Origin of the sequence: Pseudomonas cremoricolorata (assembly GCF_000759535.1) — a bacterium.
In the GTDB taxonomy this organism is placed as follows: Bacteria; Pseudomonadota; Gammaproteobacteria; order Pseudomonadales; family Pseudomonadaceae; genus Aquipseudomonas; species Aquipseudomonas cremoricolorata_A.
Genome location: NZ_CP009455.1, coordinates 4,065,571 through 4,079,582 on the forward strand (window position 1 = coordinate 4,065,571; position 14,012 = coordinate 4,079,582).

A 14,012-nucleotide genomic window follows, 5' to 3' on the forward strand; every position below is an offset into this window, starting at 1 on the left:
GCGCTCAGCGCCCGCCGCCCACATCCAGCAGGCTGCCGGTGCAGTACGAGGCTTTGTCCGAGGCCAGCCAGAGAATCGCCTGGGCCACTTCCTCGGCCTCACCGCCGCGGCCCATGGGCACGCCGGCCTGCAGTTTGCTGACCCGCTCGCCATCGCCGCTCAGCTGATGGAAGCCGGTATTGATCAGGCCTGGGCGCACGGCATTGACCCGCACGCCCTCGCCTGCCAGCTCTTTGCTCAGGCCAATGGTGAAGGTGTCCAGTGCACCTTTGGAGGCGGCGTAGTCAACGTACTCGCCGGGCGAGCCGAGCCGCGCCGCCAGCGACGACACATTGACGATGCTCCCGCCCTCGCCGCCATGACGCTGCGACATGCGCAACAGCGCCTGGCGAGCACAGAGCATCGGCCCGACCACGTTGATGTTCATCATGCGCAGCAGGCGTGCTTGATCCATGCCTTCCAGGCGGCTTTGCAGGTCGGTGGTGCCGGCGTTGTTGACCAGTACGTCGAGGCGGCCGAAGCGCTGGTCGAGCTGGGCGAACAGCTGCGAAATCTGCTGCTCGTCGCTGGCATCGGCACGAACGGCGATGGCCTCGGCGCCCAGTTGACGCACGGCCTCGAGCACCTGCTCGGCGGCCTGTTGGTCGGCATGGTAGTTCAGGCACAAGCGGTACCCCTCGCGGGCTGCCAACAGCGCCGTGGCAGCGCCGATGCCACGGGTAGCACCGGTGATGAGCATGACCTTGTTCATATCCAGTTCCTGATCTGATGACACTCCACACCCTAGACCAACAGGCCGCCGCTGCGACTCTGCCACCTCAATGCCCGCCCGACCCCGGCGCCGGCTTGGCCGAGAACGGCGGCTTGGCGAACCACACCAGCAGAATCAACCCGGCGAAGATCCACGTCATCAAGGTGAAGTAGTCCACCGTCGACAGCATGTAGGCCTGGGCGTTGACCATCTGCTCGAGCTGCGCGTAGCTCTGCAGGTTGGCCCCGCCCATCTGCTCGAGGGTGTGCCGGGTCACCGGGTCGTAGGTGCTGATGTGCTCGGTGAGGTAGGCGTGGTGCTGGTCCGCGCGGCGAATCCAGATCCAGGTGGTCAGTGAGGCGGCAAAGCTGCCGCCCAGGGTGCGCAGGAAGGTCGCCAGCCCCGAACCATCGGCGATCTGCTGGGGCGGCAAGTCGGACAGCAGGATGCTCAAGGTCGGCATGAAGAACAGCGCCACGCCAATGCCCATGAACAACTGCACCAGGGCCACGTGCTGGAAGTCGACGTCACTGTTGAAGCCGGCGCGCATGTAGCAACTGGCGCCGATCGCCAGGAACGCCAGGCCGGCGAGAATCCGCAGGTCGAAGCGGTGCGCGTACTTGCCCACGAACGGCGACATCAGCACCGGCAGCAGGCCGATCGGCGCCACCGCAAGGCCAGCCCAGGTCGGCGTGTAGTGCATCTGCGTCTGCAACCACTGCGGCAGGATCAGGTTGATGCCGAAGAATCCGGCATAGCCGCCGACCAGCACGATGGTGCCGACGCGAAAGTTGCGATAGGCGAACAGGCGCAGGTTGACCACCGGGTGGCGGTCGGTCAGTTCCCAGATCACGAAGATCACCAGGAACACCAGGGAAATCAGGCTGCCGCCAATGATGAAGGGCGATTCGAACCAGTCCAGGTCGTTGCCCTTGTCGAGCACCACCTGCAAGGCACCGACGCCCACGATCAGCGTCAGCAGGCCGACATAGTCCATTGGCTGGCGGCTGGTGTGCACCGGACGTGCGCGCATCTGCTGGCGCACCACGGCGGCGGCGAACAGGCCGATCGGAATATTGATGAAGAAGATCCACGGCCAGCTGTAGCTGTCGGTGATCCAGCCACCGAGAATCGGCCCGGCAATCGGCGCCACCACCGTGACCATCGCCAGCAGGGCCAGTGCCATGCCGCGCTTGGCCGGCGGGTAGACGGCAATCAGCAAGGTCTGAGTCATCGGGTACAGCGGCCCGGCCACCACCCCTTGCAGCACGCGAAAGCCCACCAGTTCCGGCATCGACTGGGCGATACCGCACAGAAACGAAGCCAGCACGAACAGCAAGGTGGCCCAGATGAACAGCTTCACCTCACCGAAGCGGCGACTCAGCCAGCCGGTCAGCGGCAAGGCGATGGCGTTGCTCACCGCGAACGAGGTGATGACCCAGGTGCCCTGCTCGTAGCTGACCCCCAGGTTGCCGGAAATGGTCGGCAGCGCGACGTTGGCGATGGTGGTGTCGAGCACCTGCATGAAGGTCGCCAGCGACAGGCCGATGGTGGTCAGCAGCAGGCTCGGCGGGGTGAACTGCGCAGGGGCCGCGTTGCTCATCGGGTGGCCGTCTTGCCGGCGGCGCTGTTGTCGCGGATCAGTTGGCTGATCATCGCGTCGGCCTCATCCAACTGCTGGTCGTAGACCTGAGTGGTGTAAGTGGCCTGCTGCGGCGGTTGCTGGGCCAGAATCGCGCCGCTTTGGTCGTGCAGATCGACCTCGACCACGGTGGACAGGCCGATGCGCAGCGGATGGTCCTTGAGCTGCTGGCCGTCGAGGCGAATGCGCACCGGCACGCGCTGGACGATCTTGATCCAGTTGCCGGTGGCGTTCTGCGCCGGCAGCAAGGCAAAGGCGCTGCCGGTGCCGGCGCCCAGGCTTTCGACGCTGCCGCGGTATTTGACGTCGCTGCCGTAGACATCGGCGGTCACCTGCACCGGTTGCCCGATCCGCATGTCGCGCAACTGGGTTTCCTTGAAGTTGGCGTCGATCCATACCTCATCCAGAGGAATCACCGCCATGGTGGCGGTGCCGGGTTGCAAGCGCTGGCCGAGTTGCACGCTGCGCTTGGCGACATAGCCGGTGACCGGCGCCACCAAGGTGGTGCGGGCGTGATCGAGGTAGGCCTGGCGCAGCTCGGCAGCGGCGGCCATGACTTCCGGGTGCGAGGCGACCTGGGTGTCGTCGACCAGCGCGGTGCTGGTGTTGAGCTGCTGGCGGGCGCTGTCCAGCGCGCTCTGTGCCGAGGTCAGGTCATCGCGGGCGTGGGACAGCTCTTCGGCGGAAATCGCCCCGTCCTGGGCCAGCAGCTTGCGCCGATTGAAGTTGTCCTGGGCGGTTTTCAGCGCCGCCTGGCGCGATTGCACCTGCGCCTTGAGCGCATCGACGTTGCTGTACAGCCCGCGCACTTCACGCACGGTACGGGCCAGCTTGGCCTGGCTGGCCTGCAACGCCACTTCGGTGTCGGAGGGATCGAAGCGCAGCAGCACCTGGCCGGCATGCACCAGGTCGCCATCGTCGGCACCGATGCTGATGACCGTGCCGGTCACCAGCGGGGTGATTTCCACCACGTTGCCGTTGACGTAGGCATCGTCAGTGCTCTCTTCCCAGCGCCCGACCATCTCGTACCAGGCCCAGGCGCCGGCGGCGCCGAGGATCACCAGCAGCAAGAGGCCGAGCAGCCACAGCTTGCGCTTGCGCGGGTTGCCGGTATCAGCGGCGGGAGCCTGCTCGGCCTGGGCGGCGGGGGCGTTGGCATCAGAGGATGTGGCCATGGCGGTACCTTGGGAAAAAGACGTGGGATTCAACGCTCGCCGAAGCGGCGGACGATCAACGGGTCACCGGCGCTGAGCAGCACCTTGGCCAACAGGCCTTCGAGGGTCTTGAGCTCATCGGCCTGGAGCACCCCGACCAGCTCGTTCATGGCCTTGGCGCCCACCTCTGGCAGACGATCGGCCAGACGCTGGCCATCGGCGGTCAGCGCCAGACGCACCTGGCGGCGATCCTCAGGGCAGCGCTGGCGCTGGATCAGCGCCTTTTGCTCGAGGCGATCGAGCATGCGCGTCATCGACCCGCTGTCCACGCCCAGGTAGCGGCACAGCTCCGCCGGGGTGTCGACCTGATACAGGGTGACGATGATCAGCACCTTGAACTGCGCGGCGGTCACCCCCTCGCTCTCCAGATGCGAGTCGAGGATGCGATCTTTGAGGATCGCCGCTCGCCCGAGCAGCATGCCGATGGCGCAATGGGGGAAGTTGTCGGGGGTGAAATGAGGCATCGCACACCGCGCAGGAGGAAGTGTGTGCAAATGTTACTGCTTAGGCAGTGAATGTCAAAGCTTTTGTTAGCTTGCTAAGCAAGCAGCTTCGAGCTTGAAGCTTCAAGCGGCAAGCAAGCTGCTTTTCAGGCCCGGGTGCTGAGCATGCTGCCGGCAGTGCTGCCGCCTGCGCTGTTCAGCGCTTCGAGCAGTTGGGTGGTGGCGGTCATCAGTGCGGCGCTTATTGAGGCGATGCTGGTCTGCTTGCCTGCCAGCGCCGCCTGCTTGCTACTGGGGTCCATGGGCTGAGCCTGGATCTGCGCCAGTTGTTTCTGCTCTTCGGCCAGGCGCTTTTGCAAGTCCTTGATCAGTTGCTTCATCTGCTTGACGGTTTCCGGCTCGCCGCTGCCTTGAGCCGGGGCGGCTGCCTGGGCTTGCTCGGGCGTGGCCATGGCCTTGCCGCTCAGGCGCACGCTGGTGGGCGCCTCCTTGGACGGGGTGGATTCACTTGCTTCGGCGAGGGCCGACAGCGGGCTGCTGACGCCAGGGGTAACTATCGTTGAGAAGTTGACCATCGGGGTTGCCTCGAACTGTGCCTTTGCCGAAGCTATCGGCCGCTGAAAGCCAGGCTTTAGCCGGGCAGCACCGACCCGGCGCACGTGGCCTGGCGCTAAATTCCCCGATAACTGGCTCGTTCCCTTGGAAGTATCCGTGCCGACGCCGCCGCTGGGCCGCCGCGCCTCCCCTCTCTTCCATGGACACCCGTCATGAGCCAGACCCCATCCTCAGAAACACCCAAAGATCTGATCGGCGTGGGTTTCGGTCCTTCGAATCTGGCCCTGGCCATCGCCCTGGAAGAACTCGCTCAGACCCACGGGTACGCCCTTGATGCACTGTTCATCGACAAACAGCACGACTACCGCTGGCACGGCGAAACCCTGGCCAGCCAGAGCGAGTTGCAGATTTCCTTCCTCAAGGACCTGGTCTCGCTGCGCAACCCCACCAGCCCTTACAGCTTCGTCAATTACCTGCACCAGAAGCAGCGCCTGGCCGATTTCATCAACCTGGGCACCTTCTACCCCTGCCGCCTGGAGTACAACGACTACCTGCGCTGGGCCGCCGACCACTTCGCCACCCAGGCGCAGTACGGCGAGCAGGTGCTGCGCATCGAGCCGGAGCTGCGCGATGGACGTATCGAGCATCTGCGCGTGGTATCCCACGACAACGAAGGTCGCGAACAGATGCGCCGTACCCGCGCCGTGGTGGTTGGCACTGGCGGCACGCCGAAGGTGCCGGCGATCTTCCAGGGCTTCAAGGACGATCCACGGGTCTTCCACCATTCGCAGTACCTGAGCAGCATCGCTCGCCTGCCCTGCATTGAAGGCAAGCCGATGCGCATCGCGGTGATCGGCTCGGGGCAAAGCGCCGCCGAAGCGTTCATCGATCTCAACGACAGCTACCCGTCGGTGAAGGTCGACATGATCCTGCGCGCCGCCAGCCTCAAACCTGCCGACGACAGTCCGTTCGTCAACGAGATATTCGCCCCCGACTACACCGACCTGGTGTTCAACCAGCCTGCCGCCGAACGCGGCAAGCTGATCGAGCAGTTCCACAACACCAACTATTCGGTGGTCGACCTCAACCTGCTCGAGCGCATCTACGGCATTTTGTACCGGCAGAAAGTCGCCCATCAGTTCCGCCACAACGTGCTCTGCCGTCGGCAGATCGAGGCCGTGGTCGCTACCCGTGACGGCATCGAGCTGACCATCGCCGACCTGGCCACCGGCCTGCAGCAGACCCACCGTTACGATGCGGTGATTCTGGCCACCGGTTACGCGCGCAGCTCGCACCGTGAACTGCTGGCGCCACTGGCCGAGTACCTCGAAGACTTCGCCGTCGACCGCAACTACCGTGCGTTGGCGCGCCCGCCGTTGCACGCAGCGGTGTACCTGCAAGGCTTCTGCGAAAGCAGCCACGGCCTGAGCGACACCCTGCTCTCGGTGTTGCCCGCGCGGGCGGCGGAGATTGGTCAGGCACTGTTCAATGACTTGGGTCGGCACCTCGAGCGGCGCACGCCGACGGTCGTCTTGAGCAGCGTCTAGACGTCAATAGCCCCAGGCAGCAAGCCCTCTGGCACCGGCATGACGCGAACCTGCGCATGCCGGCGCACGACGTTTGAAACATTTGCTTTCACTTTACCGTGCGGGATTTTCATTCTCATTCGTCCTTACTAGTGCGGCCCATTGGTTGGGCATTTGCTCGACCCCACTTTTAGAAGACTGACTGATGGCTCAATCCCCCAAGAAATCGAAGTCCAGGCTGTGGTTCCTGGTCCATAGCTGGCTGGCACTGCCCATCTGGTTCTTCGTGCTGATCGTCTGTTTCACCGGCATGCTCGCCGTGGTCAGCCAGGAAATCGTCTGGCTCGCCAACCCCGACGTGCGCGCGACCAAACCCGATGCCGATGCCACCGCGCTGAGTTTTCAGCAGGTCATCGATGTGATGCACAAGGATCGCCCGGAGCTTGCGATCAACTCGATGAACCAGCCGGACGGCTCGCACTTCGCCCTCAATGTCGGCGTCACCCTGCCCGACGGCTCGCGCACCAACTATTACGTCAACCCCTACACTGGGGTGATCCAGGGCAAGACCCCGGAATTCAACTTCGAGGCCTTCACCCGCGCCCTGCATGGCTGGTGGCTGGTGCCGTTCACCAATGGCTACAGCTGGGGCTGGTACCTGGTTTCCTTGCTCGGCCTGCCCATGCTCGCCTCGCTGGTGACCGGGCTGGTGGTCTACAAGAAATTCTGGAAGGGTTTCTTCAAGCCAGTGCGCACCGGTCACGGCCCACGCATCTTCTGGGGTGACCTGCACCGCCTGGCCGGGGTCTGGTCGATCTGGTTCGTCGCGGTAATTTCCATCACCGGCATCTGGTTCCTGATCCAGGCGATCCTGGCCGACAACCACATCACCATTTCCAGCGAGCCGATCGTGCCGGTGATCGCCCGCGATCAGGTACCGCAGATGCCCGACGGCAGCGCCACACCGCGCATTGGCCTGGACGAAGCCGTGCGCATCGCCCAGGAGGCGATTCCGGGCCTGGACGTCAGCTTCATCACCCTGCCGGCCACGGCCTACAGCCACATCAGCATGGATGGCCGTGGCTGGTATCCGTTGATGTATCAGGGCGCCTCGATCAACCCCTACACCCGCGCCGTGGATAGCCAGTTCCTGCTCTCCGACCGCACCGCCCTGGAGTTCGTCACCGAATCCATGCGGCCGCTGCATACCGGTGACTTCGGCGGCCTGCCGATCAAGCTGATCTGGTTCTTCTTCGGCCTGTTGCTGACCCTGATGGTGCTCAGCGGGCTGCTGATCTGGACCAAACGCACCGCCCAGGCCACGGCCGCTGCGCTCAAGCGCAGCGAGCGTCCGGCGCGCGGCGCCGCAACCCGTGCCGACACTACGCTTGAGGTGCAGCCATGAGCCGAGCCCAGACCGTGCAGCACAGCGCCGCCAGACAATGGTGGCTGAAGTGGCGCTTCCACCTGAACATCCTGCTGATTCTGGTGCCACTGGGCTTCATGCCCAAATACTTCGCCGACATGCGCCTGTTCCGCGGTGAAGATGGCCTCGGCCAGCACGTGCAAGCCGATATCCCGGTCGGACGCTGGAGCGTGAGCCTGGCCGAAATGCGCGACGAAGCGCCACTGGCCGATGGCCCGGCCGGTTACTTCAAGACCTTCAACGCCGCGCTGTGTGCCACCTGCGATGAAGGGGTCAAGGCGATTTACCTGCGCGTCGGCAAACCGCGCAGCCTGCGTGCCGCCGGCAGCATCCTGTTCGGCTCGCAGTACCGCATGGCCACATCACTGCCCATCCCACCCCGTACCCGCCCCGATGCCCTGCTGTGGATCACCATCGAAGGCTGGGACGGCAACCTGTATCAGGCCTCGGTGCCGCTGGCCGACGCATCCCCTGCGACTGCCGCGTGGCTCGCCAAACAAGGAGACAAACGATGAAACCGCTGCTGCGCAGGCTCGCCCTGCCCGTGCTGCTGGCTGCCGCGACCCCGGCGCTGGCGCACAACCCGATGTGCGAATGCGATGAAACCGGTACCGGCGAAATCACCTGCAAAGGTGGTTTTTCCGATGGCAGCGGCGCGGCCGGCGTGACCCTCGATGTCATCGGCTACGACGAACAGGTGCTGGTCGGCGGCAAGCTGGGGGATGACTCGAAGCTGACCTTCAAGCGCCCTGACGGCGAGTTCTATGTGCTGTTCGATGCCGGCCCCGGTCACGTCGTCGAAGTCGACCATGCCGACATAGGCGCGCCATGAGCCGCGCCCAGGTCATCCGCCCGGCCGGTGCCGGGCATGAAACGCTTTACGTGCTGCTGGCCGCGCTGCTGATTGTGCTGATCGCCGCCGGTGTGGTCAGCCTGCGCGGTGAGCGCGACGATGACGTGACCCTGGCCAGCCATGAGATCGACGCCCGACGCGACCTGACCCCGGCTGAGCAGGGACTGCACAGCGACTTGCAGGTTGCTGCCGACGAGATCGTTCTGCTGCGCGAGGATGGCGCAGCGCAGGTCGAGGTCGCCACCCTGGCTGAAGAAGGCTTGCCGCCGTTCGTCGACGATGCCAGCAGCCAGAGCCGGGGTCGCCACCAGTGGCAGCGTTTATCAGGTGATGCCTACTTCGGTCGCAGTCAGGCGCCAGAGGTGGCGGGTAGCCTGCTGCTGATCGTGCCCGACCGTGAGGATGCCGCAACCGACCTGTGGCTCAACCGCCGTGACAGCGTCGCCGCGCCCGCCAACCTCAGCCAGGAGGCGCTGGTCGCCAGCGGCTGGCGTCATGTCGTCAGCCACTTCGATGCCGGCGTCACCCGCCAGCACCGTCACTGAACCTAAGGACTTGTCCATGCTCCGCTCCACCCTGGCGCGCCGCGCCCTCGCTGTATTGCTCACCTGCGCCTTGCCCGTGCTGGCCCTGGCCGATGCCGGCAAGCCGCTGCGCATCGGCATCACTCTGCACCCCTACTACAGCTACGTGAGCAACATCGTCGGCGACAAGGCCGAGGTGGTGCCGCTGATTCCGGCCGGCTTCAACCCCCACGCCTACGAGCCGCGCGCCGAAGACATCAAGCGCATCGGCACCCTGGATGTGATCGTGCTCAACGGCGTCGGCCATGACGACTTCGCCGACCGCATGATCGCCGCCAGCGAAAAGCCCGACGTGCCGACCATCGAGGCCAACCGCAACGTGCCGCTGCTGGCCGCCACTGGCATCGCCGCGCGTGGCGCGGGCAAGGTGGTCAACCCGCACACCTTCCTGTCGATCAGCACCACCATCGCCCAGGTCAACAACATCGCCCGCGACCTGGGCAAGCTCGACCCGGACAACGCCAGGTTCTACACGCAGAACGCCCGCGCCTACGCCAAACGCCTGCGCGCCTTGCGCGCCGAAGCGCTGGCCAAGGTCACCGAAGCCCCCGACGCCACCTTCCGCGTCGCCACCATCCACGCCGCCTATGACTACCTGGTGCGCGACTTCGGCCTGGAAGTGACCGCCGTGGTGGAACCGGCCCATGGCATCGAGCCGAGCCCTGCGCAGCTGAAAAAGACCATCGACCAGCTCAAGGCGCTGGACGTCAAGGTGATCTTCTCGGAAATGGACTTCCCCTCTGCCTACGTCGAGACCATCCAGCGTGAAGCGGGTGTGCGTCTGTACCCGCTGACGCACATTTCCTACGGCGAATACACCAAGGACAAATACGAAGTCGAAATGAAGCGCAACCTCGACACGGTGGTCCGCGCCATTCAGGAGAACCGCGCATGACCGCTGCGGCCAAGCTCGCCGCAGCCGGCGGCCCGCGCATCGACTTTGCCGGCATCGACCTGACCCTGGGCCGCACACGCATCCTCGAACAGGTACAGTTCAGCGTCGCCGCCGGCAGCGTGCATGCCATCGTCGGCCCCAACGGCGGCGGCAAGAGCTCGCTGATCAAGACCCTGCTCGGGCAAATGCCGCACCAGGGGCAACTGACGGTGCACTGGCCGAGCGCGGCCGAGGTGATCGGCTACGTGCCCCAGGCGCTGGAATTCGACCGCGGCCTGCCCATGACCGTCGACGACTTCATGGCCGCCATGTGCCAGCGCCGCCCGGCCTTCCTCGGCCTGTCGCGGCGCGTGCGCGGCGCCATCGACCAGGCCCTGGCCCAGGTCGGCATGCTCGACAAGCGCAAACGGCGCATGGGCGCGCTGTCGGGTGGTGAACGCCAGCGCGTGTTGCTGGCCCAGGGCCTGATCCCGCCGCCGCAACTGTTGGTGCTCGACGAGCCGATGTCGGCGCTCGACGAGGCAGGCATTCAGGTGTTCGAACAATTGCTGCACGCCTGGCGCGCCGCCGGCACCACGGTGCTGTGGATCGAGCACGACCTGCAGGCGGTGCTGCGCCTGGCCGACCGTGTCACCGGCCTGAGTCGCCAGGTGCTGTTCGATGCGCCACCGGCTGAAGCGCTGACCCCGCAACGGCTGCTCAGCCTGTTTTCCGTTCACCCGCGCAGCGAGGGCGTTGCCTGATGAGTTACGACCTGTTCCGGCAGACGATCCAGGATTGGGCCACTGCCGGCTATCTGCCCGAAGCATTGGCCTATGGCTTCGTGGTCAACGCGCTGTTGGCCGGCCTGATGATCGGGCCGGTGCTCGGCGGCCTGGGCACCCTGGTGGTGGTCAAGCGCTTTGCCTTCTTCTCCGAGGCGGTCGGGCACGCTGCGCTGACCGGGGTGGCCATCGGCATCCTGCTCGGCGAGCCCTACACCGGGCCCTATGGCAGCCTGTTCGGCTACTGCCTGCTGTTCGGCATTCTGCTCAACTTCCTGCGCAACCGTACCGGGCTGTCGCCAGACACGCTGATCGGCGTGTTCCTCTCGGTATCCCTGGCCCTGGGCGCGAGCCTGCTGTTGATGCTGGCGGGCAAGATCAACGTGCACATTCTGGAAAACGTGCTGTTCGGCTCGGTGCTGACGGTCAGCGCCGAAGATTTGCTGGTGCTGGGCATCGTTGCGCTGCTGGTGGTGGCATTGGCCGTGCCGCTGTACAACCGCATCATGCTGGCCAGCTTCAACCCGCAACTGGCGGCCGTGCGCGGCGTGGCAGTGAAGACCCTCGACTACCTGTTCGTGGTGCTGGTGACGTTGGTCACCGTGGCTGCAGTGAAGGTCATCGGCGCGATTCTGGTCGGTGCCCTGCTGGTGATTCCGGCGGCGGCAGCGCGGCTGGTCAGCCAGTCGCTCAAGGGCTTCTTCTTCGCCTCGGTGATCATCGCCACCCTCAGCACCCTGCTCGGCATCCTTCTGCCGATCGTACTCGACCTGCCGGTGCCTTCCGGCGCCGCCATCATTCTGGTGGCCGGGCTGTGCTTCGCCCTGGCAGCGCTGGCCCGCGCCCTCGTCCCCCGCCTGCAAGGAAACCCGGCATGAACCTGACCTTCAAGCACCTGACCCTGGCCCTGGCGCTGGCTGCATTGCCGGCCCCGCTGCTGGCCGCGCCGGCAGCGCCCGCGCAGGTTCAGCCGGCGCCTGTGAGCGTGCTGACCACTCTGGCGGTGACCCACAGCCTGGCCGCGGCCCTGCTCGAGGGCACCTCGGTGCAGCTCAAGCGCGCTGCCCCGGCCAACCTGCCGGCCAGCCGCCAGCCGTCGTTCTTCAGCGGTCGCGGTGGCGCCAGCCTGGACAAGGCGGCGCGCCAGGCCGATGCGGTCATCGGCCTGCGCTCGATCTGGCGCGACGACCCGCTGTACCCGATGGCGCGGCGCAGCAACATCCGCATCGTCGAAATCGATGCCGCGCGCCCGGTCGATGGTGCGCTCCCGGGCATCGCCGTGCAGGGTGACAACGCCTTCGCCGGCTACCCATGGCTCAACCCGACCAACCTGGGACGCATGGCCGACGTGCTGGCCAACGATTTGGAGCGCCTGGCGCCTGCCGATAAAGCCAGCATTCAGGCCAACCTGGCCAAGGTGAAGCGGCAGATGCTGGAATTGCTCTCGAGCAGCCAGACGGAACTGGCCAGTGTCGACAACCTCAGCGTGGTCAACCTCTCCGAACGGCTCGGCTACCTGACCAGCGGGTTGAATCTGGATGTGGTGGAGCAGCCGCTGCCCGAAGACGACCGCTGGGATGCGCCGGCACTCAAAGCTCTGAGCGACGAGCTCAAGGCCCAGGATGTGGCGCTGGTGTTGCACCATCGCCAGCCCGACGCGGCGCTGGCCGAGGCAGTCAAAGCCGGTGGGGCGAAACTGCTGGTCATCGACAGTGATGCCCAAGACAGCCTCGTCGGCCTCAAGGTTAGCGTCGAGCAGGTGGTGGCGGCGCTGCGCAGCTAAGCAAGGCTCCAGCCCGGGCCGCGCGTATCTGCGCGTTCCGGGCTGTAGCGGACGGCGATTGCAGCGCAAAAGTGCCGATGGTGATGTAACCAAATGTACAAAGGTCTGGATCGGTTGTTATGCTGATGGGCTTGCGCCATCACTGTCTGCGCCCTATTTCGACAAGTACCCCCCATGAAAATCGCTTTCGTCCTGATCTTCGTTCTGTCCATCAGCTACGTGCACCTGCGCGGTCGCGTGCGACACAAGCTGACCCGGCAACTGGGCGATCACTCCAGCTTCCTGGCCCCGGTCAACTGCCTGCTGTACTTGTTTTCGCGCCATCCGGCCAAGCCTTACTTGCCGGTCGAGGCCTTTGCCGAACTGGCGCCCTTGCAAGCGCACTGGCAGGAAATCCGCGAAGAAGCGGTGAAGTTGCTTGAGGTCGGCGAGATCAAGAAATCCGACAACTACGATGATGTCGGCTTCAACTCGTTCTTCAAGACCGGCTGGAAACGCTTCTACCTGAAATGGTACGGCGAAAGCCACCCTTCCGCCCTGACCCTGTGCCCGCGCACCACCGAGCTGCTGCAAGGCATCGGCTCGGTCAAGGCGGCGATGTTCGCAACCTTGCCACCAGGCGCCAAACTGGTGCGCCACCGCGATCCGTACGCAGGCTCTTACCGCTATCACCTGGGCCTGGACACACCCAACGACGACGGCTGCTACATCAATGTCGACGGCGAGAAGTACGCCTGGCGTGACGGCGAAGCGGTGATGTTCGACGAAACCTACATCCACTACGCCGCCAACACCACCGAGCACAATCGCATCATCCTGTTCTGCGATATCGAACGGCCGCTCAAGTACCGCTGGGTCACCGCGTTCAACCGCTGGTTCAGCCGCAATGTGATGGCCGCCGCCGCCGCGCCCAACGATGCCAATGACAAGACCGGCGCGATCAACCGCCTGTTCACCCGCATCTACCGCATCCGCGAACGTGGCAAGGCCTTGAAAAAGCGCAACCGCACCCGCTACTACCTGGAGAAATGGGCCGTCGTGGCCGCCTTGCTGGCGTTGTTCATCGTGATCTGAAGCACCTGGTCGTGCTGCCAAAGTAGCAGGCGTTTACCCCTCAAGAGGCACCGCCGACACAGGTGTCGGCCGCTAGCCTGACAGCTCCTGACCTGACTCCAAAAGGTGAAGCACATGAGCATGTTGGACTGGAATGACTACCGCTCCCAGTTGATGGCCGGCATCGGCGAGCTGCAACAGTTGTCGCCCGACACCGTCGCCGGCTACCTGACCGCCAGCGGCGCCGGCAGCAAGACCGCCCACCTCGACAGCAAGACCCGTGAGCTGATTTCCCTGGCTGTGGCAGTCACCACGCGCTGCGATGGCTGCATCGCCGTGCATGCGCAACAGGCAGTGGCGCATGGCGCCAGCCGCGAGCAGATTGCCGAAGCGCTGGGGGTGGCGGTGGCGATGAATGCAGGCGCTGCACTGGTGTACTCGGCACGCGCCCTGGAGGCGGTCGACCTGGTCAAGGGCTGAGCCAGGCTTGCACGGCGGCGCAGGGCACCACACACTGCCCGCC

The 14,012-nt window shown here is 65.1% G+C and carries 16 protein-coding genes; 11 read left to right on the plus strand and 5 right to left on the minus strand.

All coding sequences use genetic code 11. From position 1 onward, the window contains the following. Positions 1-4 precede the first annotated feature (4 nt). From LK03_RS18430 to LK03_RS18450, 5 genes are all read right to left on the minus strand, one after another. Positions 5-751: a glucose 1-dehydrogenase gene (locus LK03_RS18430; protein ID WP_038413922.1), complete on the minus strand. Its 747-nt coding sequence runs from the start codon at positions 749-751 to the stop codon at positions 5-7. Positions 752-818: 67 nt separating this feature from the next. Beyond that, positions 819-2,354 (minus strand): DHA2 family efflux MFS transporter permease subunit, encoded by a 1,536-nt coding sequence (locus LK03_RS18435; RefSeq protein ID WP_028694087.1) that lies wholly within the window; start codon positions 2,352-2,354, stop codon positions 819-821. After that, complete coding sequence (locus tag LK03_RS18440; protein WP_038413924.1) at positions 2,351-3,568, minus strand: HlyD family efflux transporter periplasmic adaptor subunit; 1,218 nt, start codon at positions 3,566-3,568, stop codon at positions 2,351-2,353. The genes LK03_RS18435 and LK03_RS18440 overlap by 4 nt, the downstream gene beginning before the upstream one ends. A 29-nt stretch (positions 3,569-3,597) precedes the next feature. Further along, positions 3,598-4,071, minus strand: coding sequence for a MarR family winged helix-turn-helix transcriptional regulator (locus LK03_RS18445; RefSeq protein WP_028694085.1), 474 nt, complete (start codon positions 4,069-4,071; stop codon positions 3,598-3,600). A 125-nt stretch (positions 4,072-4,196) separates the two neighbouring features. After that, on the minus strand, positions 4,197-4,625 hold the full coding sequence (locus tag LK03_RS18450) for a hypothetical protein (RefSeq protein WP_038413925.1): 429 nt from the start codon (positions 4,623-4,625) through the stop codon (positions 4,197-4,199). Positions 4,626-4,817: 192 nt separating this feature from the next. On the opposite strand from LK03_RS18450, the gene LK03_RS18455 reads away from it, so the two are divergent. The 11 genes from LK03_RS18455 to LK03_RS18505 all read left to right on the plus strand — a co-directional run bounded on the left by LK03_RS18455 (position 4,818) and on the right by LK03_RS18505 (position 13,969). After that, a complete protein-coding gene (locus tag LK03_RS18455; protein ID WP_038413926.1) occupies positions 4,818-6,152 on the plus strand; it encodes a lysine N(6)-hydroxylase/L-ornithine N(5)-oxygenase family protein in 1,335 nt (444 codons plus the stop codon). Between the two features lie 184 nt (positions 6,153-6,336). Continuing rightward, positions 6,337-7,536, plus strand: a complete 1,200-nt coding sequence (locus LK03_RS18460) for a PepSY-associated TM helix domain-containing protein (protein ID WP_038413927.1) — start codon at positions 6,337-6,339, stop codon at positions 7,534-7,536. Further along, positions 7,533-8,072, plus strand: a complete 540-nt coding sequence (locus tag LK03_RS18465) for a hypothetical protein (protein WP_038413928.1) — start codon at positions 7,533-7,535, stop codon at positions 8,070-8,072. The genes LK03_RS18460 and LK03_RS18465 overlap by 4 nt, the downstream gene beginning before the upstream one ends. Continuing rightward, on the plus strand, positions 8,069-8,389 hold the full coding sequence (locus LK03_RS18470) for a hypothetical protein (RefSeq protein ID WP_038413930.1): 321 nt from the start codon (positions 8,069-8,071) through the stop codon (positions 8,387-8,389). Before LK03_RS18465 ends, LK03_RS18470 begins: the two co-directional genes overlap by 4 nt. Further along, entirely contained in the window at positions 8,386-8,955 is a 570-nt protein-coding gene (locus LK03_RS18475) for a DUF6162 family protein (protein ID WP_038413932.1), read from the plus strand. The genes LK03_RS18470 and LK03_RS18475 overlap by 4 nt, the downstream gene beginning before the upstream one ends. 16 nt (positions 8,956-8,971) lie before the next feature. Beyond that, entirely contained in the window at positions 8,972-9,889 is a 918-nt protein-coding gene (locus LK03_RS18480) for a metal ABC transporter substrate-binding protein (RefSeq protein WP_430962052.1), read from the plus strand. Continuing rightward, complete coding sequence (locus LK03_RS18485) at positions 9,886-10,632, plus strand: metal ABC transporter ATP-binding protein (RefSeq protein WP_038413935.1); 747 nt, start codon at positions 9,886-9,888, stop codon at positions 10,630-10,632. Before LK03_RS18480 ends, LK03_RS18485 begins: the two co-directional genes overlap by 4 nt. After that, entirely contained in the window at positions 10,632-11,531 is a 900-nt protein-coding gene (locus LK03_RS18490) for a metal ABC transporter permease (protein WP_038413937.1), read from the plus strand. Before LK03_RS18485 ends, LK03_RS18490 begins: the two co-directional genes overlap by 1 nt. A gap of 2 nt (positions 11,532-11,533) precedes the next feature. Beyond that, a complete protein-coding gene (locus LK03_RS18495; RefSeq protein WP_430962087.1) occupies positions 11,534-12,436 on the plus strand; it encodes a metal ABC transporter solute-binding protein, Zn/Mn family in 903 nt (300 codons plus the stop codon). 174 nt (positions 12,437-12,610) lie between these two features. Then, entirely contained in the window at positions 12,611-13,510 is a 900-nt protein-coding gene (gene lpxO / locus LK03_RS18500) for a lipid A hydroxylase LpxO (RefSeq protein WP_038413939.1), read from the plus strand. 114 nt (positions 13,511-13,624) lie between these two features. Continuing rightward, a complete protein-coding gene (locus LK03_RS18505; RefSeq protein WP_038413940.1) occupies positions 13,625-13,969 on the plus strand; it encodes a carboxymuconolactone decarboxylase family protein in 345 nt (114 codons plus the stop codon). Positions 13,970-14,012: the final 43 nt, after the last annotated feature.

Bases quoted from the DNA above. Each gene is read 5' to 3' on its own strand.
- LK03_RS18430 (WP_038413922.1), bottom strand. From the start codon at position 751: ATGAACAAGGTCATGCTCATCACCGGTGCTACCCGTGGCATCGGCGCT.
- LK03_RS18435 (WP_028694087.1), bottom strand. From the start codon at position 2,354: ATGAGCAACGCGGCCCCTGCGCAGTTCACCCCGCCGAGCCTGCTGCTG.
- LK03_RS18440 (WP_038413924.1), bottom strand. From the start codon at position 3,568: ATGGCCACATCCTCTGATGCCAACGCCCCCGCCGCCCAGGCCGAGCAG.
- LK03_RS18445 (WP_028694085.1), bottom strand. From the start codon at position 4,071: ATGCCTCATTTCACCCCCGACAACTTCCCCCATTGCGCCATCGGCATG.
- LK03_RS18450 (WP_038413925.1), bottom strand. From the start codon at position 4,625: ATGGTCAACTTCTCAACGATAGTTACCCCTGGCGTCAGCAGCCCGCTG.
- LK03_RS18455 (WP_038413926.1), top strand. From the start codon at position 4,818: ATGAGCCAGACCCCATCCTCAGAAACACCCAAAGATCTGATCGGCGTG.
- LK03_RS18460 (WP_038413927.1), top strand. From the start codon at position 6,337: ATGGCTCAATCCCCCAAGAAATCGAAGTCCAGGCTGTGGTTCCTGGTC.
- LK03_RS18465 (WP_038413928.1), top strand. From the start codon at position 7,533: ATGAGCCGAGCCCAGACCGTGCAGCACAGCGCCGCCAGACAATGGTGG.
- LK03_RS18470 (WP_038413930.1), top strand. From the start codon at position 8,069: ATGAAACCGCTGCTGCGCAGGCTCGCCCTGCCCGTGCTGCTGGCTGCC.
- LK03_RS18475 (WP_038413932.1), top strand. From the start codon at position 8,386: ATGAGCCGCGCCCAGGTCATCCGCCCGGCCGGTGCCGGGCATGAAACG.
- LK03_RS18480 (WP_430962052.1), top strand. From the start codon at position 8,972: ATGCTCCGCTCCACCCTGGCGCGCCGCGCCCTCGCTGTATTGCTCACC.
- LK03_RS18485 (WP_038413935.1), top strand. From the start codon at position 9,886: ATGACCGCTGCGGCCAAGCTCGCCGCAGCCGGCGGCCCGCGCATCGAC.
- LK03_RS18490 (WP_038413937.1), top strand. From the start codon at position 10,632: ATGAGTTACGACCTGTTCCGGCAGACGATCCAGGATTGGGCCACTGCC.
- lpxO (WP_038413939.1), top strand. From the start codon at position 12,611: ATGAAAATCGCTTTCGTCCTGATCTTCGTTCTGTCCATCAGCTACGTG.
- LK03_RS18505 (WP_038413940.1), top strand. From the start codon at position 13,625: ATGAGCATGTTGGACTGGAATGACTACCGCTCCCAGTTGATGGCCGGC.